General features: G+C 70.7%; 15 protein-coding genes. 12 read left to right on the top strand and 3 right to left on the bottom strand.

Translation table 11 applies throughout. The annotated features are described in order from the left end of the window. Positions 1-70 precede the first annotated feature (70 nt). Positions 71-730 (bottom strand): phosphate signaling complex protein PhoU, encoded by a 660-nt coding sequence (gene phoU / locus AB0K08_RS16675; protein ID WP_363356419.1) that lies wholly within the window; start codon positions 728-730, stop codon positions 71-73. Positions 731-996: 266 nt separating this feature from the next. Between phoU and AB0K08_RS16670 the strand changes: the two genes are divergently transcribed. Together AB0K08_RS16670 and AB0K08_RS16665 are read left to right on the top strand one after the other, a co-directional pair. Further along, positions 997-2,136, top strand: coding sequence for an ATP-binding protein (locus AB0K08_RS16670; protein WP_363356445.1), 1,140 nt, complete (start codon positions 997-999; stop codon positions 2,134-2,136). Further along, complete coding sequence (locus AB0K08_RS16665) at positions 2,133-2,813, top strand: response regulator transcription factor (protein ID WP_363356417.1); 681 nt, start codon at positions 2,133-2,135, stop codon at positions 2,811-2,813. Before AB0K08_RS16670 ends, AB0K08_RS16665 begins: the two co-directional genes overlap by 4 nt. Before the next feature lie 222 nt (positions 2,814-3,035). Here the strand turns inward: AB0K08_RS16665 and AB0K08_RS16660 are convergent, their stop codons facing one another. Next, on the bottom strand, positions 3,036-3,575 hold the full coding sequence (locus tag AB0K08_RS16660) for a hypothetical protein (RefSeq protein ID WP_363356415.1): 540 nt from the start codon (positions 3,573-3,575) through the stop codon (positions 3,036-3,038). A 276-nt stretch (positions 3,576-3,851) separates the two neighbouring features. On the opposite strand from AB0K08_RS16660, the gene AB0K08_RS16655 reads away from it, so the two are divergent. From AB0K08_RS16655 to AB0K08_RS16625, 7 genes are all read left to right on the top strand, one after another. After that, positions 3,852-4,334 carry a CarD family transcriptional regulator gene (locus AB0K08_RS16655; RefSeq protein ID WP_363356413.1) on the top strand — a complete coding sequence of 161 codons (483 nt, stop codon included), beginning with the start codon at positions 3,852-3,854 and terminating at the stop codon, positions 4,332-4,334. A 22-nt stretch (positions 4,335-4,356) separates the two neighbouring features. Then, positions 4,357-5,208: an IspD/TarI family cytidylyltransferase gene (locus AB0K08_RS16650; RefSeq protein WP_363356411.1), complete on the top strand. Its 852-nt coding sequence runs from the start codon at positions 4,357-4,359 to the stop codon at positions 5,206-5,208. 77 nt (positions 5,209-5,285) lie between these two features. Then, the gene (gene ispF / locus AB0K08_RS16645) at positions 5,286-5,780 is read left to right on the top strand and encodes a 2-C-methyl-D-erythritol 2,4-cyclodiphosphate synthase (protein ID WP_363356443.1); all 495 of its coding nucleotides are present in this window, start codon (positions 5,286-5,288) and stop codon (positions 5,778-5,780) included. An 11-nt stretch (positions 5,781-5,791) separates the two neighbouring features. Continuing rightward, positions 5,792-7,315 carry a cysteine--tRNA ligase gene (gene cysS, locus AB0K08_RS16640; RefSeq protein WP_363356408.1) on the top strand — a complete coding sequence of 508 codons (1,524 nt, stop codon included), beginning with the start codon at positions 5,792-5,794 and terminating at the stop codon, positions 7,313-7,315. A 71-nt stretch (positions 7,316-7,386) separates the two neighbouring features. After that, positions 7,387-8,370 carry a 23S rRNA (guanosine(2251)-2'-O)-methyltransferase RlmB gene (rlmB, locus tag AB0K08_RS16635; RefSeq protein ID WP_363356406.1) on the top strand — a complete coding sequence of 328 codons (984 nt, stop codon included), beginning with the start codon at positions 7,387-7,389 and terminating at the stop codon, positions 8,368-8,370. Continuing rightward, entirely contained in the window at positions 8,370-10,541 is a 2,172-nt protein-coding gene (gene glgX / locus AB0K08_RS16630) for a glycogen debranching protein GlgX (protein WP_363356404.1), read from the top strand. The genes rlmB and glgX overlap by 1 nt, the downstream gene beginning before the upstream one ends. Positions 10,542-11,124: 583 nt before the next feature. Continuing rightward, a complete protein-coding gene (locus tag AB0K08_RS16625) occupies positions 11,125-11,736 on the top strand; it encodes a hypothetical protein (RefSeq protein ID WP_363356402.1) in 612 nt (203 codons plus the stop codon). A gap of 157 nt (positions 11,737-11,893) precedes the next feature. On the opposite strand, the gene glgP is transcribed toward AB0K08_RS16625, so the two are convergent. Further along, a complete protein-coding gene (gene glgP, locus AB0K08_RS16620; RefSeq protein WP_363356400.1) occupies positions 11,894-14,548 on the bottom strand; it encodes an alpha-glucan family phosphorylase in 2,655 nt (884 codons plus the stop codon). A gap of 123 nt (positions 14,549-14,671) precedes the next feature. On the opposite strand from glgP, the gene AB0K08_RS16615 reads away from it, so the two are divergent. The 3 genes from AB0K08_RS16615 to glgB are packed head-to-tail and all read left to right on the top strand — an operon-like array spanning position 14,672 to position 22,529. Then, positions 14,672-16,744, top strand: coding sequence for an alpha-1,4-glucan--maltose-1-phosphate maltosyltransferase (locus tag AB0K08_RS16615; protein ID WP_363356398.1), 2,073 nt, complete (start codon positions 14,672-14,674; stop codon positions 16,742-16,744). After that, positions 16,744-18,552, top strand: a complete 1,809-nt coding sequence (treS, locus tag AB0K08_RS16610) for a maltose alpha-D-glucosyltransferase (RefSeq protein ID WP_363356396.1) — start codon at positions 16,744-16,746, stop codon at positions 18,550-18,552. The genes AB0K08_RS16615 and treS overlap by 1 nt, the downstream gene beginning before the upstream one ends. Next, positions 18,549-22,529 (top strand): 1,4-alpha-glucan branching protein GlgB, encoded by a 3,981-nt coding sequence (gene glgB, locus AB0K08_RS16605; RefSeq protein WP_363356394.1) that lies wholly within the window; start codon positions 18,549-18,551, stop codon positions 22,527-22,529. Before treS ends, glgB begins: the two co-directional genes overlap by 4 nt. Positions 22,530-23,138: the final 609 nt, after the last annotated feature.

Raw genomic sequence — 23,138 nt, 5'->3', positions numbered from 1 at the left:
GCCCGTCACCTTCCGCGCGGAAGGTGACGGGCCGACGTCGTACTCGGGGGCGAACCCGGGTCGGGCGTGTTCAGTCGATCGCGATGACCGGCTCCCACTCGCCGGTGGCGAGGTAGGTGACCTTGCGGGCCACCGAGACGCCGTGGTCCGCGAAGCGCTCCAGGAAGCGGGAGGCCAGGGTGACGTCCGCCGTCGTGGCGGCGGAGGCGGTCCAGCTCGGATCGGCGACCGAGGTGAAGTTCTTCGCGTGCAGGTCGTTGATGGTGACGTTGAGCCGCACGATCGCGGAGGCGTGCTTGAGGTCGTGGGTGGCGAGCAGCTGCTCCACCTCACCGGCCACCGCCACCACGTGGTCGGCCATCTGGCGGAAGTCCTCCCGGGAGGACTCCGGGACCACCAGGTCCGGGAAGCGGCGGCGGGCCAGCTGGGCGATGTGGCGGGCCAGGTCCCCCATGCGCTCCAGCGAGGAGCTCATGCGCAGGGCGGCCACCACGGTGCGCAGGTCCGCGGCCACGGGGCCCTGCAGGGCGAGCAGCTCGATGGCCTTCTCGTCCAGGGCGGTCTGCAGGTAGTCGATGCGGGCGTCGTTGGTGATGACGGACTCGGCGAGCTCGACGTCGGCCTCCTGGAAGGAGGTCTGGGCCTTCGTCATGGCCTCGCGCACCAGGCCGGCGATCTCCTCGAGCTGGACACCCAGCGACTTCAGGTCGGCATGGAACAGTTCGCGCATGGATGAGTCCTCAATCCGGGTGGTCGTGGGGCGCCTGGGTGCAGGCGGCCGGGGGCGTCCCTGCGCTTCAGGCACGGAACCGAGCCCATCCTGACGATGGCAGGTGAACGCGAGTTGAACCGCGGGTACGTTCCCATGGACATTATGCCCCGTCCCGGTCCGTGGCCGTGGTGCCGGTTGCGGTGGGTAGTCTGGAGGGCGTGACGGATCCCGTAGTCGTTGGTGTGGTGTGTGGCCTCATCGGCTTGATCCTCGGCGTGCTCGCCATGTTGGCGTTCCGAGCCTCCGAGCGCAGCCGCGCCGTCCACCTGACCGTGGGCGAGCCCTCGGTGCCGGACGGTGCCGCCGAGGTGCTCTCCGTGATCGGCCGTGCCTACGTGCTGGTGGATGCCGTGAACGGCGTGGTTCGGGCCAATCCCTCCGCCTACGCCTTCGGTCTGGTCCGCGGCCACCACCTGGTCCACCAGGACCTGTTCGACCTCACCGACCGGGTGCGCTCCGACGGCATCATCGTGGACCGCAAGTTCGAGTTGCCCCGCGGTCCGCTGGGGCAGGGCACCCTGGTGGTGCAGCTACGGGTGGCCCCGCTGGCTGACGAGTACATCCTGCTGCTCGCTGACGACCGCACCGAGATCTCCCGCACCGAAGCCATGCGGCACGACTTCGTGGCCAACGTCTCCCATGAGCTCAAGACCCCGGTCGGCGCCATCTCCCTGCTGGCCGAGGCCCTGGACGACGCCGCGGATGACGAGGACGCCGTCCGCCGCTTCGCCGGCCGGATGAGCATCGAGTCGGCCCGGTTGGCCGCGCTGGTCCAGGACATCATCGAGCTCTCCCGGCTCCAGGGCAAGGACACCGTGCGGGCCGGCGAACCCGTGGACCTGAACCGGATCGTCAACGAGGCCGTGGACCGTTCCCGGATGCAGGCCGAGGCCCGGGACATCACCATCCGGGTGGCCGGCGAGGTGACGGCCCGGGTGTTCGGCGACCACGACCAGCTCATGACCGCGCTGCGGAACCTGATCGACAACGCCGTGCGGTACTCCCCGGACGGCACCACCGTGGGCGTGGGGCTGAAGTCCGTCCGCGGCCTGGCCCAGGTGTCCGTCACGGACCAGGGGGTCGGGATCCCCGAGGAGGAACAGGACCGGATCTTCGAACGGTTCTACCGGATCGACGCCGCGCGGTCCCGCCAGACGGGCGGCACCGGCCTGGGCCTGTCGATCGTCAAACACGTCATCTCGAACCACGGCGGAGAGGTGACGGTCTGGTCCCAGCTGGGACGGGGCTCGACGTTCACCGTCCGCCTGCCGGAGATGGAGCCCGATGCCGGGCAGCACCATACACAGCCAGTGACCGAGCGGGGCCCCGGGGCCCCGTCCGCCGGGGAAGGAGCCCAATCATGAGCCGCATTCTGATCGTGGAGGACGAGGAATCGTTCAGCGACCCGCTGTCCTACCTGCTGGGTAAGGAGGGGTTCGAGGTCGAGGTCGTGGCGGACGGCAATGAGGCCGTGGTGGAGTTCGACCGGGCCGGCGCGGACCTGGTCCTGCTGGACCTCCAGCTGCCGGGCCAGTCCGGCACGGAGGTCTGCCGCCAGCTGCGCCAGCGCTCCAGCGTGCCGGTCATCATGCTCACCGCCAAGGACTCGGAGATCGACAAGGTGGTCGGGCTGGAACTGGGGGCGGACGACTACGTCACCAAGCCCTACTCCTCCCGCGAGCTCGTCGCCCGGATCCGTGCCGTGCTACGCCGCCAGGGCGAGCCGGAGGAGCTGATCAGCTCCACCGTGCAGGCCGGCCCGGTGCGCATGGACATCGAACGCCACGTGGTCTCCGTGGGCGGGGAGCAGGTCTCCCTGCCGCTGAAGGAGTTCGAGCTGCTGGAGATGCTGCTGCGCAACTCCGGGCGGGTGCTGACCCGTGGCCAGCTGATCGACCGGGTCTGGGGATCCGACTACGTGGGGGACACCAAGACCCTCGACGTCCACGTCAAGCGGCTGCGCGGGAAGATCGAGCCGGATCCGTCCAACCCCCGCTACCTGGTGACCGTCCGCGGCCTCGGCTACAAGTTCGAGCCCTAACCCCCACGCTTTCGGGGCGATCCTACTTTCAGGGCAATCCTGCTTTCGGGGCGATTCCGCTTTCGGGGCGATCCTCACCCGTGGAATCGCCCCGAAAGCGGGATCGCCCTCAAAGTGCTTCGGGGGTACGACGACGGCCGGTCACCTTCCCTGGGAAGGCGACCGGCCGTCGTCGTACGGGGGCCGGCGGCGTGACGCCGCTCAGCTGTTCAGCAGATCAGGTCAGTGACCGCCCTCTCCGGCGGCCGGGGTCTCGTACAGGTGCTCGACGGTGGCCGGGTCCGCACCGCCCGGGACGAACTCGCGGTACTCCTCCAGGGTGCCGTCCAGGATGGTGATGCCCACGGTCTCGGACTCGCCGTCCACCTCCACGGTGGCGTCCACGATGGCGCCGGGGAAGCCGCCGGAGCTCGGGATGACCTGCTCGTTCGCCGGGTCCTCGAGGATCAGCGACTCCTCGGCCGGCACGGAGAACCGGGTCTGCGTCCCCGCCACGGTGATGGAGACCTCCAGCGGCTCGCCGGAGTTGGAGGACAGGGTGCCGATGTAGCGGGCCTCGGCGTCCGGCTCGCTGGTCACGAGGGCGATGTTGCGCAGCTCGGCGTCGCCCACCTCGGCCACGATGCCGTCGGAGGGGGCGTACTGCAGGGTGGTGGCCTGCTGGTTGATGGCGCTGCAGCCGGTGGCGCCCAGCAGGGCGACGGCGGCCAGACCGGCCACGGAGGCCTTGCGGGCGGTGGCCTGGGAAGCGGCGAACTTCACGGTGTGTTCTCCTCGGGTGCGAACTTCGAACGCCGAAGGGGTCATCCGGTGTGCGGACACGGGTGATCACACGGCGCGGTGCTGATGTGAGACTACCGTATCGACCCCTCCGCGGGCGGCGCGCGACGCCGCCCTGCCGAGCCGTCGGGTGGTCGCCGTGACGCCGCGCCGGATGAAAGGCGCATTATGTCGATTCTGGGCGCGAGGGCAAGGAACGACACAGGTGGAGAAAGTGTGACGTGGTAAACTCTTGCGGAGTGAAAGGGGACCATCCACATGGTTTTTGAGGTCGGAGAAACAGTCGTCTACCCCCATCACGGTGCGGCGAAGATCGAAGAGATCAAGATGCGCACCATCCAGGGCGAGGAGAAGATGTACCTCAAGCTCAAGGTGGCCCAGGGCGACCTGACCATCGAGGTTCCAGCGGAGAACGTGGATCTGGTCGGCGTGCGTGACGTCGTGGACCAGGAGGGCCTGAAGGTGGTCTTCGGCGTCCTGCAGGCCGAGTTCACGGAAGAGCCCACCAACTGGTCGCGGCGTTACAAGGCCAACCTGGAGAAGCTGGCCTCCGGTGACGTCATCAAGGTGGCCGAGGTCGTCCGCGACCTGTGGCGCCGGGATCAGGACCGCGGCCTGTCCGCGGGGGAGAAGCGCATGCTGGCCAAGGCGCGGCAGGTGCTCGTATCCGAGTTGGCGCTGGCCAAGAAGACGTCGGAGGAAGACGCGGCCGAATTGCTGGACGAGACCCTCGCCGCCTGAACCAGAGGATTTCCCCGAGTCGATGCGAACAACGGTCCTCATCGTGGCCGCTGGGTCTGGGTCACGGCTGAAGGCCGGGGTGCCCAAAGCCCTGGCCCCGCTCGCTGACGGCCGGACCCTGCTCGAACACTGCCTCGAGTCCGTGGCCGCCGCGCAGGCCGCCGGCGTCCTTGAGCTGAACGCCGTCGCCGTGGTCCTCCCGGCGGATCCGGAGGCCGCGGCCGCCCTCGAACAGGTCTGCCGCGCCGCCGGTGACCGCGCGGGGTTCACCGTCCGGTGCGTTCCGGGCGGTGCCGAGCGCGCCGACTCCGTGCGGGCCGGGCTCGCCGCCGTCCGCGCCCTGGCCGACGCTGAGCCCGCGGCCGGCGCCGACACCGATGCCGAGCCCGGCGCCGAGCCCGGTGCCGATGATCCCGACACCCCGCACGCCGTCCTGGTCCATGACGCGGCCCGCCCCTTCGTGCCAGTCGCGGTCTTCCAGGCGGTGGCGACGGCCCTCGGGAAGGGGGCGGCCGCCGTCGTCCCCGCCGTGCCCGTGGTGGACACCATCAAGACCGTGACCGGCGCGGCGCCGGGACCGGAGTGGGTCTCCGGCACCCTGGACCGGGCCGGCCTGCGGGCCGTCCAGACGCCCCAGGGCTTCGACCTCACGGCCCTGGAGGCCGCGCACCGGCGGGCCGGGTCCGAGGTCCCCGCCGGCGCGGCCGCCCTGACCGATGACGCCATGGCCATGGAGGCGGCCGGCCATCCCGTGGAGCTCGTGCCCGGAGATCCCCTGGGATTCAAGATCACCACCCGGCTGGACCTGATGCTGGCCAACGCCCTGCTGGCCCCGGCCGCCGCAGCCCTCAGCCCCCAGGAGCAGCACCCGTGAACACCCCCTCCGTCCCCCCGGCGCCGGCACCGACTCCGGAAACCGCCCCGACTCCGGAATCGACCCCGGCACCGCCCCTGCCGCGCACCGGCATCGGCACGGACGTCCACGCCTTCGCCGCCAGCGGTGAGGACCGCGACTGCTGGGTGGCGGGACTGCAGTGGCCGGGAGAGCCCGGACTCTCCGGCCACTCGGACGGCGACGTGGTGGCCCACGCCGCCTGCGACGCGTTGTTCTCCGCCGCCGGGATCGGGGACCTCGGCCGGCACTTCGGCACCTCCCGCCCCCAGTGGGCCGGTGCGGCCGGCGCCGTGCTGCTGGCCGAGGCCGCCCGGCTCGTCCGCGGAGCCGGGTTCGGGGTCGGCAACGTGGCCGTCCAGGTGGTGGGCACCCGCCCCAAGGTCGGCACCCGCCGCGAGGAGGCCGAACGCGTGCTCTCCGAGGCCGCCGGCGCCCCGGTCTCGGTGTCCGGCACCACCACGGACGGGCTCGGGTTCACGGGCCGGGGGGAGGGGCTGGCCGCGATCGCGACCGCCTTGGTCTACCCGCTGTCCGGATCGATCGTCGACTAGGATTGGCTTTCGTGGCACAGCGCTTTTATGACACCAGGACGGCAACGGTGCGGGACTTCGTCCCCCTGACCGAGGGCGAGGTGTCCCTCTACTACTGCGGCGCCACGGTGCAGGGCATGCCGCACGTGGGCCACGTCCGCTCGGCGATCGTCTTCGACATCCTCATCCGCTGGCTCGAGTACACGGGCCTGCAGGTCACCAGTGTCCGCAACGTCACGGACATCGACGACAAGATCCTGGAGAAGTCCGCGGCCTCCTTCGGCGAGGACTTCGAGGAGGACGAGCTGTCCCCGGCCGAGGAGCCGTGGTTCGCCCTCGCCTACCGCTTCGAGCACGAGTTCGCCCGTGCCTACGCCGCCCTCGGCGTGCGCCGGCCCAGCTACGAGCCCCGCGCCACCGGGCACATCCCGGAGATGCTCGAGCTCATCCGGCGCCTCGTGGACGCCGGCCACGCCTACCCGGCAACGGACGGCTCCGGGGACGTGTACTTCGAGGTGCGGTCCTGGACCGGCTACGGCGAGCTCACCCGCCAGCGGCTCGAGGACATGCAGGACGCGCCCGACGCCGACCCGCGGGGCAAGCGCGACCCGCGCGACTTCGCGCTGTGGAAGGGCGCCAAGGACACCGACCCGGCCACCGCGCTGTGGGACTCCCCGTGGGGCCGCGGGCGGCCCGGCTGGCACCTGGAGTGCTCCGCCATGTCCACCAAGTACCTCGGCAGCCACTTCGACATCCACGGCGGCGGACTGGACCTGCGCTTCCCGCACCACGAGAACGAACTGGCCCAGTCGGCCGCGGCCGGGGACGGCTTCGCGAACTTCTGGCTGCACAACGGGATGGTCACCTACGAGGGCGAGAAGATGTCCAAGTCGGTGGGCAACACCATCTCCCCCGAACAGATGCTGGCGGCGGCCCGGCCCAAGGCCGTGCGCTACTTCCTCGGCCAGGCCCACTACCGGTCCCAGTTGGACTACCGCCCCACCTCCCTGCAGGAGGCCCAGGCCGCGGTGGAACGCATCGAGGCGTTCCTGGACCGGGGGGCGGACGTGGTGGCCCAGGCGCAGCTGCAGCGCGAGGAGACGGCCGCCGTGGCCGCCTCCCTGAGTGGGCAGGGCGGCCCGGACGCGCCCGAGGCCGTCTACGTGGCCCAGTTCTCCTCCGTGCCCACGGCGTTCCGCGCCGCGATGGAGGACGACCTGAACGTGCCGCAGGCACTGGCCGTCTTGCATGACGCCGTCCGCGCCGGCAACAGCGCCCTGGCGGCCGAGGACACCGAGGCCGTGGAGCAGCACTACGCGGACGTGCAGGCCATGGTGGACGTGCTCGGCCTGGATGACGTCCCGGAGCCGGACACCGCCCAGGACCCGTCCGCGCAGCATGCCCTGGACGTGTTGATCCGCGCCCAGCTGGACGCGCGGGCCGCGGCCCGCGAGGCCAAGGACTGGACCACAGCGGACGGGATCCGGGACACCCTGGCCGCGGCCGGCGTCGTGGTGGAGGACTCGGCCGGAGGGGCCCGCTGGTCCCTGCAGTAGCGGGCGGGCCGGGCGGGGCGGGGCCGTAGACTGGGGACAGTCTTGACCAACGCCAGAAAGGCACTCCTCCCATGGCCTCAGCACCACGCTCCGGATCCTCCCGCGGCAACAGCGGCAAGAAGGGTCCTCTCAAGGGCACCGGTGGTCACGGGCGCAAGTCGCTCGAGGGCAAGGGGCCGACCCCGAAGGCGGAGGACCGAGAGTACCACAAGGCGCACCGCAACAAGCAGCTCGCCGAGCGCTCCGGCGCCCGCCGCCCGGTCGGGCGCAACACCCGGTCCCGGCACTCGGATGAGACCGTGACGGGCCGCAACTCCGTGGTGGAGGCCCTGCGTGCCGCCATCCCCGCGAAGGCGCTGCACGTGGCCACGCGGATCGAGATGGACGAGCGGGTCCGGGAGTCGCTGAAGCTGGCCGCCGAGCGCGGCGTGCCCGTGATGGAGACCTCCAAGCCCGAGCTGGACCGGATGACGGATGACGCCGTGCACCAGGGCCTCGTGCTGCAGGTCCCGCCGTACCAGTACGCCGAGCCCCTCGAGCTGGCCCGCGAGGCCCTGGAGCGCTGGGAGAAGGGTTACGCCACGGCCCCGCCGCTGATCATCGCGCTGGACGGCATCACGGACCCGCGCAACCTGGGCGCCATCCTCCGCTCGGCGTCCGCCTTCTCCGCGCACGCCGTGGTGGTGCCCGCCCGCCGGTCCGTGGGGGTCACCGCCACCGCGTGGAAGACCTCCGCCGGTGCCGCCGTGCGGGTTCCGGTGGCCCAGGCGGGCAACCTCAACACCACGCTGAAGGAGTTCAAGAAGCTCGGGATCTTCGTCCTGGGGCTCGACGGCGGCGGGGACCGTTCCCTGCCCGGGCTCCCCCTGGCCGCGGAGCCGGTCTGCCTCGTGGTCGGCTCGGAGGGCAAGGGTCTCTCCCGCCTGGTGCGGGAGAACTGCGACCAGATCGTGTCGATCCCGATCGCCTCGGACATGGAGTCGCTGAACGCCTCCATGGCGGTGGGCATCTCGCTGTACGAGATCGCCGTCCAGCGTGGAGGCGGCCGGGGCTGATGACCGTGACGTCCCAGCCCACCGGGTCCATCCCGGTCCAGCTGCACCACGTCACCGGACACCGCTCGCGGCCGTTCCCGCTGGGCATCGCGGACACGGTGCCGGGGGTCGTGGCGGTGGAGCATGCCGTGAACCTGGCGGTCTACGCCCCCGGCCTGAGCGAGGTGGACGTGGTGTTCACGGACCCCGGTTTCCCGGCGGATGCCGTGCCGCGGGCCGAGCACCTGCACCGGGCCCCGCTGTTCGATGTCACGGACCACATCCACCACGGCACGGTTCCCGGCCTGGGCTACGGCAGCCTCTACGCGCTGGTGGCGCGTGGGGAGAGGATCCCGGGGGAGTCCCGGGCCGGCCGGCAGGCCGCCGACGCGATTGAGCCGCTGCCCCAGCTGCTGCTCGACCCCTACGGGGACGCCGTGGTGGAGCGGGAAGGGGTGTACTGGTCCACGCGCGTGACCGGGGGCTTCGATTGGGGCGGGGCCACCAAGCCCCACACCCCGCTGCGGGACACCATCATCTATGAGGCCCACGTGATCGGCCAGACCAGGCTGCATCCGGGCATCCCCGAGGAGCTGCGCGGCACCTATGCCGGGCTGGCGCACCCCGTGATGGTGGAGTACCTGACGTACCTGGGCATCACGGCCGTGGAGCTGCTGCCGGTCCACCACCACCGGGATGAGGACCACCTGCAGGCGGCGGGGCTTCAGAACTACTGGGGGTACAACACCGTCAGCTTCTTCGCCCCGCATCCCGGCTACGCCACAGCGGCCGCGCAGGCCGAGGGGCCCCAGGCCGTCCGAGACGAGTTCAAGGGCATGGTCAAGCTGCTCCACGAGGCCGGCATCGAGGTGTTGCTGGACGTGGTCTACAACCACACGGCGGAGGAGGGCCCGGACGGGCCGAACTTCTGCTGGCGCGGCCTGGGGGAGCAGCACTATTACCGCCACGACGCCGCCGGCCGCTACCTGGACACCACCGGCTGCGGCAACGCCCTGAACTTCAACGACCCGCAGGTGGTGCGGATGGCCCTGGACTCGCTGCGCCGCTGGGTGACCGAGTTCCAGATCGACGGGTTCCGCTTCGACCTGGCCGTCACCCTGTGCCGGGACGGCGCCCACCACTTCTCCAACCGCCATCCCTTCCTCGTGGCCGCGCAGGCGGATCCCGTGCTGGCCGGGACCAAGCTGATCTCCGAACCGTGGGACGTGGGGATCGGCGGCTGGCAGACGGGGCACTTCCCCGCCGGCTGGTCCGATTGGAACGACCGCTACCGGGACGTGGTCCGGGACTTCTGGGTGGCCGACCGCGGCGCCATGGAACGCGGCGGTCAGGGCGGGTCCACCGCCCGGCTGGCGGACAGCCTGTCCGGCTCCGCCGGGCTGTTCGAGGCCTCGGGCCGCTCGGCGCTGGCCTCCATCAACCTCGTCACCGCCCATGACGGCTTCACCCTGGCGGACCTGGTGGCCTACAACGAGAAGCACAACGAGGCCAACGGGGAGGACAACCGGGACGGCAACTCCCACAACCGCTCCTACAACCACGGCGCCGAGGGGCCCACCGAGGACGTGGACATCCTCGACTCCCGCGCCCAGTCGGCGCGGAACGTGATGGCCACCCTGCTGCTCTCGTTGGGGGTCCCCCTCATCACGGCCGGCGACGAGCTCGGCCGCAGTCAGGGCGGCAACAACAACGCGTACTGCCAGAACAACGAGATCTCCTGGACGGACTGGGACCTGGACTCCCGGCAGCAGCGGATGCTCGCCACCACCCGGCGGCTGATCGCCATCCGCAAGGAGTACCTGGCCGGGCAGCCGTACTCCTACCCGGCCCGGGACCTGGGCTACCTGAAGTGGTTCAACAGCTCGGGCCACCCCATGTCCGAGGAGGACTGGACGGACCCGGACCAACGGCTGCTGCAGCTGCTCATCGGCGTCCCCGGCGGCCGCAGCACCGGGCTGATCGTCTTCAACGGCGCCGTGGACACCGTCCCGTTCCGGTTGCCGGCCCCGGAGGAGCTGCGGGAGGTCTCCACCGAGCAGGGGACCGCCGTGCAGGCCTTCACGCTGCAACTGTCCACCTCGCACCACGGCGATCCCCGCCGCGGCGCCCAGCTCGCGCCGGGGGAGCAGGACGCGATCGAGGCCCACTCGATCACCCTCTACTCCGTCTGACCCCTCGCGGTGCAACTGGGGGTCGATGGGTGACCCAGAATCGTGGATTTCCGGGATATCGGGTCACCCATCGACCTCTAGATTTTCGGTGTGGCACGGAGTGGGGGCACCCTGCGGGGATGCGTCTTCCTCCACAGGTCGCCGGCGCTCGGCGTGGCGTCCCCGAGGTCGACGCCGGCCGCTCACCTTCCGGCGTGGGTCCGGTCACGGTGGAGTCATGGAGATCTCCGACATCATGACTGTGGCCGAGGCCCGTGCGCGAGGGACGAGCCTGAGCCGGCTCCGAGGCCCGGGTGGTCATCGGCACCTCTACGGCATCTACGGCCCACTCATCGGGACTGGCGGTGAGACCGCATCCCATCAATCACTGCTCCGGGCGGCTACAGCGGGGCCACTTCGGCAGCTCGCCCAGTCCGAGATCGCCCCGTTCGAGGAAAGCCCGCACCCGCAGACCCCCGTGCGCGCTTCCGATGTCGCGTCGCACGAATCGGCCGCCTACCTATGGGGCTTCCCGGACATTCCCCGGCCGAAGACCTTGCAACTTCTCTCCGTTTCCGGTGACCGCCGTCGTCGGACCCAGGGCATGTCGGGGTTTCGAGGTCTCGTGCTCCCCGAGGAGACGACGATGGTGGACGGGGTACCCGTGACCACGCCGGCCAGGACCTGGCTGGACCTGGCACGGGCGTCCGGGGTGATGCGCCTGATCCTTTGGGCCGACTGGCTGTTCAACCCGGTGTGGGGCGGGGACTGGGACCGCGAGCCCCTCAGCACCCCGGAAGAACTGCGGGCACTGCTGGAACGCCACCGCGGAAAGCCAGGGATCCGCAAGGCTCGGCTCGCAGCCGAGCGTGCCCGCGTCGGCTCGGACTCACCCAAGGAGACGCAACTGCGCCTGGCCCTGGTGGATGCGGGGCTTCCGGAGCCGGCCGTGAACCAGTGGATCTATGACCCGGTCACGGGCGAGCGCCTCCACCGCGGGGACCTCACCTATGACGAGGTGCGGATCGACCTGGAGTACGAGGGTGAGCACCACTCGGAGGAGGGACAGGTGCAGCGGGACATCGCCCGGTCCGAGCGGCTCCAGCGCGCGGACTGGCTGGAACTGCGGTTCAGTTCGAGGCACGCGAGGAACGACTGGCTCCCCGCCATCCACAAGACCCGCGAGGCGCTGCTCTCACGAGGGTGGCGTCCCTAGTCCCCACGTCCAACCTTCACGGACAGCCACCATCCTTAGTCTCCACCCTTGGCCCCCGCCCTTCAGACCGGAGAATCCGGAGGTCGATGGATGATCGGAAATCGCGGAATTCCACGATCCTGAGTCATCCATCGACCTCCAGTTGCAAGGAACGGGGTCAGCCGGCGTTGACCACCAGGGCCATCTCGGCCGTGGAGGCGAGCAGCTCGTGCCGGGGGACCACCCGCACGGAGTAGCCGAAGGCGCCGGAGCGGTCGATCACGAGGGAACCGGTGAACTGCCAGCGGCCGCCACCCAGGTCCTGGGCCGGGGACAGTTCCAGGATGGCAGTGTCCACCAGGCCGTCCTCCTCGAGCGGGCCGGTCGGCTTGGTGGTGACCTTCCCGTACACGGCCTGCACGCACACGTCCGCTGGCGACAGCGCGCCGAGGGTCACGTAGGCGGACACCTGCAGCTCGTCGCCGACCTGCGGCTCCTCGGAGACCCCGAGCGAGTCCACGTGCTCCACGGCGACGGAGTCGAAACCGGCCCGCACGGCGGTCTTCCACGCGGCGAACTCGCGGGCCCGGGCGTAGTCGTCGGCGTCCAGCACGCGCCCTGCCTCGGCGGCCGGCCGGTACAGCTGCCGCACGTAGTCTTGCACCATCCGGTCGGCGGACATGGCCGGGCCCAGGGTGGCCATGGTGTGCTTGACCATGGCCAGCCACTGGTGCGGGATGCCGTCCGTGGAGGCCGCGGACGGCCCGGCCGCACCGGCCTGGTCTGAGCGTTCGGCACCGTAGAAGCGCGGCACGAGCTGGCTCTCCAGCAGGTCGTAGAGGGCGGCGGCCTCCACGTCGTCCCGTTCCTCGGAGGAGGCTGCGGAGGAGGCGGTGGGGATGGCCCAGCCGTTCTCGCCGTCATACATCTCGTCCCACCAGCCGTCCAGCACGGACAGGTTCAGCCCGCCGTTCATGGCCACCTTCATCCCGGAGGTGCCGCAGGCCTCGAGGGGGCGCAACGGGTTGTTCAGCCAGACGTCGCAGCCGGGCATCAGGGTGGAGGCCATCTGGATGTCGTAGTTGGGCAGGAACACGATCCGGTGACGGACCTCCGGGTCGTCCGTGAACCGCACCATCTGCTGGATCATCAGCTTGCCCTGCTCATCCGCGGGGTGGGACTTGCCGGCCACCACGAGCTGGACGGGGTGATCCGGGTCGGTCAGCAGCCGCTTCAGCCGCTCCGGATCCCGCAGCATCAGCGTCAGGCGCTTGTACGTCGGCACGCGCCGGGCGAAGCCGATCGTCATCACGTCCTCGTCCAACACGGAGTCGGTCCAGGCCAGTTCGGCCTCGGAGGCGCCCCGCTTGCGCCAGGAGGAGCGCAGCCGGGAGCGGACGTCGGCGATCAGGGCCCTGCGCAGGGTCCGGCGCATCTCCCAGAGCTCCTCGTCGGGGACCTCGAACACGCGCTGCCAGTCGTGCCCGGCCACGGCGGAGACGCCGAACAGCTCGATGGCGCGGGCCGAGACCGTGTCCGAGACCCAGGTGGGGGCGTGCACGCCGTTGGTGATGGAGCCGATCGGCACCTCGTCGGCGTCGAACCCGGGCCAGAGCCCCTTGAACATCTGCCGGGAGACCGCCCCGTGGAGCTTGGCCACCCCGTTGGCGCGCTGGCCCAGCCGCAGGCCCATGACGGCCATGTTGTGCACGGACGGGTCCCCGTCCCGGTAGTCCTCGGCGCCCAGGGCCAGCACGTTCTCCACCGGGACGCCCGGGGCCAGGCCGGCGCGGAAGAACTGCTCCACCAGGGCCCGGTCGAACCGGTCGATCCCGGCGGGCACGGGGGTGTGGGTGGTGAACACGGTGGAGGCCCGGACGGAGCTGAGCGCCGCCTCCCAGTCCAACCCCTCGGACATGAGCTCCTCGATCCGCTCGATGCCCTGGAACCCGGCGTGGCCCTCGTTCGTGTGGTAGACGGAGGGCGCCTCGGTCCCGGTCAGCCGCGCGTACAGGCGCAAGGCCTTGACCCCGCCCATCCCCAGCAGCAGCTCCTGTTGCAGGCGCTGGTCGCCCTCGCCGCCGTACAGGCGGTCCGTGATGGACCGGGCGGTGTCGTCGTTGGCCGGGACGTTGGAGTCCAGCAGCAGCAACGGCACGCGCCCGACGTCGGCCCGCCACACCTGGGCGTGCAGCGTCCGGCCCGCGGGCAACGGCAGCGCCACGAGGGCCGCGGAGCCGTCCGGCTCCTTCAGCAGCGTCAGCGGCAGGTTGTCCGGGTCCAGGACGGGATAGGTCTCCACCTGCCAGGCGTCGCGGGACAGGGACTGCTTGAAGTAACCGGACTGGTACAGCAGGCCCACGCCGACGATCGGCACGCCCAGGTCCGAGGCGGACTTCAGGTGGTCCCCGGCCAGGATGCCCAGGCCGCCGGAGTACTGCGGGAGCACGGCGGTGATGCCGAACTCGGGGGAGAAGTAGGCGATGGGGCGGGGCGCGGTGCCCGAGCGGCCGGCGCCGGTCTCGGAGCCCCAGTAGTCCTGCTGGAACCACCGGTCCTCGCTCAGGTACCGGTCCAGGTCGGCCGTGGCCTCCTGGACCCGGGCGACGATCGACTCGTCCACGGCGAGCTCCGTCAGACGCCGGCGGTCGAAGGACCCCAGCAGGGCCACCGGGTCCTGGTTCAGCTCGGACCAGGCCTGCGGATCCAGGTCCCGGAACAGGTCCCTGGTGACCGGATGCCAGGACCACCGCAGGTTGGTGGCCAGGCGGCTCAGGCCCGCGATCGATTCGGGCAGACGGGTGCGCACGGTAAAACGTCGGATAGCCTTCACCCGGCCCATTATCCACGGACCTCACCTCACGGCCCCGATCGGTGGCCAGCACGGGATCCCCCCGGTAACGTCAGGCACGTGGGAACTGCCAAGAATTCCAGCCCATCTGTCCAATCTCGTCGGATGCCGCTGTTCAGCACCGAGGTCAAGGTCGGCCGCATCCCGGTCACCGGCGTGCAGCCGGTCATCCAGTGCGGGGCCGTGCCGGCCAAGGCCGTGATCGGGGAGGACATCCCGGTCCGCGCCACCGTGTTCCGGGAGGGCCATGACCGGGTCGGTGCCACCACGGTGCTCTACGGCCCGGATGGGGCCGAGGTCCAGCGGGTGCGGATGGGCGAGGGCGCGCCCGGCCTGGACGAGTACCTGGCCACCCTGCGCCCGGCGGCCACCGGCCCCCACACCTTCACCGTGGAGGGCTGGTCGGACCCCGTGGCCACGTGGCACCACGCGGCCACCGTCAAGATCCAGGCCGGCGTGGACGTCGAGCTCATGCTGGCCGAGGGGGGCGCCCTGTTCAGCAGGGCCGCCGCCGACCCCGGGCGCTCCGAGTCGGACCGTGCCGTGCTGGCCCGCGCCGTGCGCGGGTTGGAGGACGCCACCCGGGACACCGCCGAACGGCTGTCGGCCGCCGACGACCCGGATCTGGCCGAGGTGCTGGCGGCCCGCCCGATCCGCGATTTCGTCACCGCCTCACCCGCGTACCCGCTGGACGTGCAGCGTGCGCTCGCCGGCCGCGGCGCCTGGTACGAGTTCTTCGCCCGGTCTGAGGGTGCGGTCTACCACCCGGAGTCCGGCACCTGGACCTCCGGCACGTTCACGACGGCGGCCGAGCGGCTCCCGGCGGTGGCGGAGATGGGCTTCGACATCATCTACCTGCCGCCGATCCACCCGATCGGGCGGGCTCACCGCAAGGGGCCGAACAACACCCTGACCGCCGGCCCCCAGGACCCGGGCTCGCCGTGGGCGATCGGCTCCGCGGAGGGCGGGCACGATGCGATCCACCCGGAACTGGGCACCGCCGAGGACTTCGCGGGGTTCGTGACCCGCGCCCACGAGCTGGACCTGGAGGTCGCCCTCGACCTGGCCCTGCAGTGCGCGCCGGACCACCCCTGGGTCACCGAACACCCCGAATGGTTCACCACGCAGGTGGACGGGACCATCGCCTACGCGGAGAACCCGCCGAAGAAGTACCAGGACATCTACCCGCTGAACTTCGACAACGACCCCCGCGGGCTGCGCCGGGCCGTGCTGAAGGTCGTGGAGCTGTGGATCGCCCGGGGGGTGAAGATCTTCCGCGTGGACAACCCGCACACCAAGCCCCTGTGGTTCTGGGAGTGGCTGATCGCCAAGGTGCACCGCCGCCACCCGGAGGTCGTGTTCCTGGCGGAGGCCTTCACCCGGCCGGCCATGATGCACGCCCTGGGCCGCGCCGGCTTCCAGCAGTCCTACTCCTACTTCACCTGGCGGAACACCCGGGAGGAGATCGCGGAGTACCTGCACGAGGTCACCGCCGTGACACCCGCCTTCTACCGCCCGAACTTCTTCGTCAACACCCCGGACATCCTCACCGAGTACCTCCAGTTCGGCGGCCCGGCGGCGTTCAAGATCCGGGCCGTCCTGGCCTCGATGTCCAACCCGCTGTGGGGCATGTACGCCGGCTACGAGCTGTTCGAGCACGTCGCCCGGCCCGGGGCCGAGGAGTACCTCGACAACGAGAAGTACGAGTTCCGCCCCCGCGACTTCGCCGGGGCCCAGGCGCGCGGGGAGTCCCTGGCCCCGTTCATCACCCGGCTCAATCAGATCCGCCGGGCCCACCCGGCCCTGCAGGACCTGCAGAACCTGACACTGCACACCGCGGACAACGAGGAGATCCTGGTCTTCTCCAAGTCCCGCCGGCACCTGCCGGACGGTCAGCGCACGGCCCCGGCCGGCGTCGGGCCCTCCACCTCCCTGCCCGGTGACGCGGACACGCTGATCGTGGTGGTCAACTGCGATCCGCACGCGGCACGCGAGGCCACCGTCTCGCTCGAGGCGGCGGCGCTGGACCTGCGCCCGCAGGACCTGGACGCCGAGGGCCGGTTCGAGGTCGAGGACCTGATCACCGGGGCCCGCTGGCGCTGGGGCGAGCGCAACTACGTCCGGCTGGACCCCCATGTGGAGCCCGCCCACGTGCTCCGGATCGTGCGGGGGGACTGATGTCCAGCTCCTTCCAGATGCACACCCACGGGATCTCCCATGACCCGGACTGGTTCCGCACCGCGGTGTTCTACGAGGTGCTCGTGCGCGCGTTCCACGATGACAACGGTGACGGCTCGGGGGACTTCGAGGGGCTGATCAACAAGCTGGACTACATCCAGTGGCTCGGGGTCGACTGCCTGTGGGTGCCGCCGTTCTACCGCTCGCCGCTGCGGGACGGCGGCTATGACATCGCCGACTACTACGAGGTACTGGACGAGTTCGGCACGGTCTCGGACTTCAAGCGCCTCGTGGCGGAGTCCCACGCCCGCGGGCTGAGGGTGATCATCGACCTGCCGCTGAACCACACCTCGGACCAGCACCCCTGGTTCGAGGCGTCCCGCTCGGACCCGGAGGGACCCTACGGGGACTTCTTCGTCTGGAGTGACACGGACGAGAAGTACCAGGACGCCCGGATCATCTTCGTGGACACCGAGGAGTCCAACTGGACGTTCGACCCGGTCCGCCGGCAGTTCTTCTGGCACCGGTTCTTCTCCCACCAGCCGGACCTGAACTTCGAGAACCCCGCGGTGATCGAGGCGCTGTTCGACGTGGTCCGGTTCTGGATGGACATGGGCGTGGACGGTTTCCGTGCTGACGCGATCCCCTACCTCTTCGAGGAGGAGGGCACCGACTGCGAGAACGACCCGCGCACCCACGGATTCCTGCGGGATCTGCGGGCCATGGTGGACGCCGAGTATCCGGGGCGGGTCATCATCGCCGAGGCCAACCAGCCGCCGGCGGACGTGGTGGACTACTTCGGCTCCGTCGAGGACCCGGAATGCCACATGTGCTTCCACTTCCCGATCATGCCGAAGATCTTCTACGCACTGCGGGACCACAAGGCCACCGCCATCCTCGAGGCCCTCGCGGAGACCCCGCAGATCCCGGCCGGCACCCAGTGGGGCACCTTCCTGCGCAACCATGACGAGCTCACCCTGGAGATGGTCACCCCGGAGGAACGCCAGGCCATGCTCGGCTGGTACGCCCCCGACTCCCGGATGCGCGCCAACGTGGGTATCCGCCGCCGGCTCGCCTCCCTGCTGGACAACAGCCGCTCCGAGCTCGAGGTGATCCACGCCCTCCTGCTGGCCCTGCCCGGCTCGCCGTTCCTGTACTACGGGGACGAGCTCGGGATGGGGGACAACATCTGGCTGGACGACCGGGACGCCTCCCGCACGCCGATGCAGTGGAACCCGGACCGCAACGCCGGGTTCTCGGCGGCCGATCCCGGCAAGCTGTACCTGCCGGTGATCCAGTCGCTCGTGTACCACTACAACCACGTCAACGTGGAGGCCCAGCTGGCCTCGAACGGCTCGCTGCTGCACTGGGTCCGGGAGACCCTGGCCGTGCGGAAGCGGCACCCCGTCTTCGGGCTGGGGGACTTCGCCGTGGTCCCGGCCGAGGCGGAGCAGATCCTGGCCTTCGTGCGGGACCTGCCGGCGGACCAGAGCGGGGAGCACTATCCCGAGACCGTGCTGTGCGTGTTCAACCTCTCCCCGGACCCGGTGGCCACGTGGCTGAGCGTGCCCGGCTATGAGGGACGGGGGCTGCGGGACGTCTTCGGCGGCCGGCCGTTCCTGGACATCGGCGCGGACGGCCGCCTGCCCGTCACCCTGCCCGGCCACGGCTACTACTGGCTCCGGTTGCGCACCGGCCCGGAGCCGATGCCGGGCGCCGCCACCACCGACCTGGCGGACCGGCCCAACCCCTACACCACGGCGATTCCGGTCATCACCCCGGAGCGGGCCACCGGGAGCACCCCGTGACGACCGCGGACGGGCCCGCAGCGGCGTCCCTCGGCCAGCTGCTGTCCGGCTGGCTCCCGGACCAGCGCTGGTTCCCGGTGCGGGGCGGCTGCACGCTGCGCCGTATCGGGGGGATCCGGCTGGCGGCGGACACCGCATCGGCCGACGAGGTCCAGCTCCAGCTGCATGTGCTCGCGGCCGCTCCGGCCGCGGGCCAGGGCGGGAGCGCCGGTGGGGCAGCGGCTGAGGGGAGCGCCGGTGGGGCAGCGTCCGGCGAGACGGCCGGTGCGGGTGAGGGGGCCGTCGTCGTCTCCGTCCCGGTGGCGCTGCGGACCCGGGAACTCGAGGGGGCGCAGGATGCGCTGATCGGCCGCTGGGAGGGGCGCGCCGGGACCCGGTGGGCCTACGACGGCACCCAGGACCCGGCCTTCCTGGCCGCCTGGCTGGAGATGATGCGCCGCGAGCTGCCCACCGCGGACGGGAGGTCCGGCGGGCACGCCTACGCCGACTTCGCCGCCTGGCCCGCCTTCGAGGCCGCCACCCTGCGGGCACGCGTGCTGGAGGGCGAGCAGTCCAACACCTCCGTGGTGGTGCAGACCGACCGGGGCGCGCTGATCCTCAAGTTCTTCCGCGTGCTGGCCGCGGGCGCCAACCCCGACGTCGAGATCGGCTTGGCGCTCTCCGCCGCCGGATCCCGGGAGGTGCCGGTGACCTATGGCTCGGTGACGGCGGGATGGGACCGCGCCGGGGCGCCCGGCGCGGGCACCGAGGGCAGCTCCGAGGGACTGGAGACCGGGCAGGTGTGCGTGTTGCGCGAGTTCATCACCGGCTCCCGCGACGCCTGGCGGGAGGCCACCGAGGCGGCCGACGCCGGCCGGGACTTTACCGCCGAGGCGGCCGGCATCGGCGCGGCCACCGGGCGGATGCACCGCGGACTCGCCGAGGCGCTCGGCACGCGGCCCGCGGGACAGCCAGCGGGACAGTCAGCGGGGGAGCCGGCGGGGCAGCCGCCGGAACCGGCTGCGGAGCCGTCGGCGGAACCCTCGGCGGAACCGGAGCAGCCGCCCGAGGTGCTCACGGCGCTCGCCGAGCGTCTTGAATGGGGCTGGCGCCAGGCGGCCCCGACCGTGGGGGAGGAGTACGAGGCTGCGTTCCGCGAGATCGTGAAGTCCCTCCGCACCCGGGCGGTCGTGGACGGACTGCCGCCCCTGCAGCGCATCCACGCCGACTACCACCTGGGGCAGATCCTGGTCTCGCCGGGTGATGCGGCCGAGCCCTGGCGGTGGACCGTCCTGGACTTCGAGGGCGAGCCCCTGCGCGCGGCCCAGGAGCGCTCCGGCTGGGACCTGCCGCTGCGGGACGTGGTGGGGATGCTGCGCTCCCTCGACTACGCCGGGGCCCTGTCCGGGGTGCCCGCCTGGACGGGACCGGTCCAGCGGGCCTTCCTGAAGGGCTACGGCCGGGCGACCGGTGCCCCGGTGGACACCGGATCCCCGATCTTCACGGCCCTGCTGCTGGACAAGGCCCTCTACGAGGTCGTCTACGAGCTGCGGCACCGCCCAGGCTGGGTTCAGGTCCCGGCCGCGGCCGCCCGCGACGTCCTGCGGGGGGCGAGCGGGACGGCTACCGTGGGGTACGAACACCAACCGCCGCACCCGGGCGAGGTTCCGCCCCAGGGCCAGCGCACCATCCAGGAGGACGCCGTGGAACGGGACGATGCTGCTGCAGCAGCCGAGGCACGGGGTGGCACCGAGGCGGCCGGGGGAGGGCACCCTCCACTGGAGGTGCACCCCGAGGTGCTCGACGCCGTGGCGCACGGCCGGTATCACCAGCCACACGAGGTGCTGGGCGCGCACCTGGGAGACTCCGGCGCGGTGACGTTCCGCGTCCTGCGGCCGCAGGCCGAGGAGGTCTCGGTGGTGCTCGACGACGGCACCCAGGTCCCGCTGCGCCACGAGCACGAGGGCGTCTGGGTCGGCACGGCCGCAGCGATCGAGCCGGACCACGTCCCGGGCTACGGCCTCCTCGTGGCCTACCCGGGGGGCGCCGCCACGGAGCAGGACGACCCGTACCGCTACCTGCCCACGGTGGGGGAGCTGGACCAGCACCTGTTCCGCGAGGGCCGGCACGAGACCCTGTGGACCGTGCTGGGGTCCCGGGTGCGCCACTACTCCTCCGCCGGCGGGGAGGTGACGGGCACCTCCTTCGCCGTCTGGGCCCCGAACGCCACGGCAGTCCGGGTCAAGGGGGACTTCAACGGGTGGGACGGACGCCAGCACGCCATGCGGTCCATGGGGGACTCGGGGATCTGGGAGATCTTCGTCCCCGGGGTGGGCGTCGGGGCCGTGTACAAGTACGCGGTGCTTGGCCAGGACGGGTCCTGGCGGGACAAGGCCGACCCGATGGCCCGCTGGACCGAGGTGCCCCCCGCCACCGGGTCCCGCGTGGACGACTCCCGGTACTCCTTCGGGGACGCCGACTGGATGGAGCAGCGGGCCGCGAACGATCCGCATGCCGCCCCGATGAGTGTCTACGAGGTGCACATCGGCTCCTGGCGGCCGGGCCTGGGCTACCGCGAGCTGGCGGACCAGCTGGTCGAGTACGTGTCCTGGCAGGGGTTCACCCACGTGGAGTTCATGCCGGTGGCCGAGCACCCCTACGGCGGCTCGTGGGGCTACCAGGTCACGGGGTACTACGCCCCCACCTCCCGCTTCGGCACCCCGGACGACTTCAAGTACCTCGTGGACCGCCTGCACCAGGCGGGGATCGGGGTCCTGTTGGACTGGGTCCCGGCCCACTTCCCGAAGGATGAATGGGCCCTGGCCCGCTTCGACGGGCAGCCGTTGTACGAGTACGCCGATCCCCGCAAGGGCGAGCACCCCGACTGGGGGACCCTCGTGTTCGACTACGGACGGACCGAGGTGCGCAACTTCCTGGTGGCCAACGCGCTGTACTGGCTGGAGGAGTTCCACATCGACGGGCTGCGGGTGGATGCCGTGGCCTCGATGCTCTACCTCGACTACTCCCGCGAGGACGGTCAGTGGGTGCCCAACCAGCACGGCGGCAACCACAACCTGGAGGCGATCAGCTTCCTGCAGGAGACCACCGCCACCGCGTACAAGCGCAATCCCGGCATCGTCATGATCGCGGAGGAGTCCACGGCCTTCTCCGGCGTCACGGCACCCACCAGTCAGGACGGCCTGGGGTTCGGGCTGAAGTGGAACATGGGCTGGATGCACGATTCGCTCACCTACCTCTCCGAGGATCCGGTGAACCGGAAGTGGCACCACAGCGAGATGACGTTCTCCCTGGTCTATGCCTGGAGCGAGAACTATGTGCTGCCGCTGTCCCATGACGAGGTGGTGCACGGCAAGGGATCGCTGCTGAACAAGATGCCGGGCGACCGCTGGCAGCGGCTGGCGAGCCTGCGGGCCTACTACGGCTACATGTGGGCCCACCCGGGCAAGCAGCTGCTGTTCATGGGCTCCGAGTTCGGGCAGGAGTCCGAGTGGAAGGAGTCCCACGGCCTGGACTGGTGGTTCACGGACTCCCCGCAGCACAAGGGGCTGATGAAGACCGTGCGGGACCTCAACCTGCTCTACCGGCAGGCCCCGGAGCTCTGGAGTCAGGACCATGACCCCGCCGGCTTCCAGTGGATCGACCAGAACGACGGCGACCGGAACCTCTTCTCCTTCATCCGGTGGTCGGCCGCGGACGCCGACGGCGCTGAGTCCCAGCCACTGGTCTGCCTGAGCAACTTCTCCGGGAACCCCCACCACGGGGTCCGGCTGGGGTTGCCGCTGCCGGGGGAGTGGGAGGAGGTCCTCAACACGGACGCCGCCAGCTACGGGGGGTCCGGGGTCAGGGTCACCGGCGGCACGGGGGCCGACACCCCGGCGCGGATCACCGCGGCGGCCGAACCCTGGCACGGTCAGCCGGCCTCGGTCGAGATCACGGTGCCGCCGCTGGCCACCGTCTATCTCCGCCCGGTCCGGTAGGGGTTCCCCCGCCCTTTCCCCCCCCCCAGCACGACGTCGGCCGGTCGCCTCCCAGACGGAGGCGGCCGGCCGATTTTGCAAAGTCCGCGGAAGCTGTGTATTGTCTTCTCTTGTGCCAAGGCGCGAAAGCCAGAAAAGCTTCCGGGCCTGAAACACCAAGAATCCGCGGAATACCGGGGATTTGAGGGGTTTCACGGGACCGGGGAAGCCTCACGGCGGAACCGCTGGCAAGATCCAGGCAGCTCGGAGGGACCACGGTCCGGAAGAACAGCCCGGCGCGGTGGATTTGACACCGAGTCGAGAGCGGGTCTAAGCTAGAAAAGTTGCTCCGGAGCAGCAAGCCAGTCGCAGAGCGGCGGTGAAGTGAGACCGGAACAGCACCTCAGGACTTCGGTTCTGACCCAGAGAATCGCCGGAAACGCCGATTTGACGGGGAGGAAACGAGGAACTAAGCTTGAAAAGCCGCAGATGGGAAAAGCAAAGATTTCCCCGGTCTAACCGGATTCTTTGTGAGTAGTCATCATGTGCCTGTTGTTTGAGAACTCAATAGTGTGCCAAGTTTGTTGATGCCAATTTTTTGAATTGGTTATAGCCGCTGGTGCGCACCCC

This window comes from Citricoccus sp. NPDC055426, assembly GCF_040677445.1.
Classification (GTDB): Bacteria; Actinomycetota; Actinomycetes; order Actinomycetales; family Micrococcaceae; genus Citricoccus.
The sequence above is the reverse complement of the archived record's forward strand: the minus strand, read 5'-3'. Positions and strand labels throughout refer to the sequence as shown.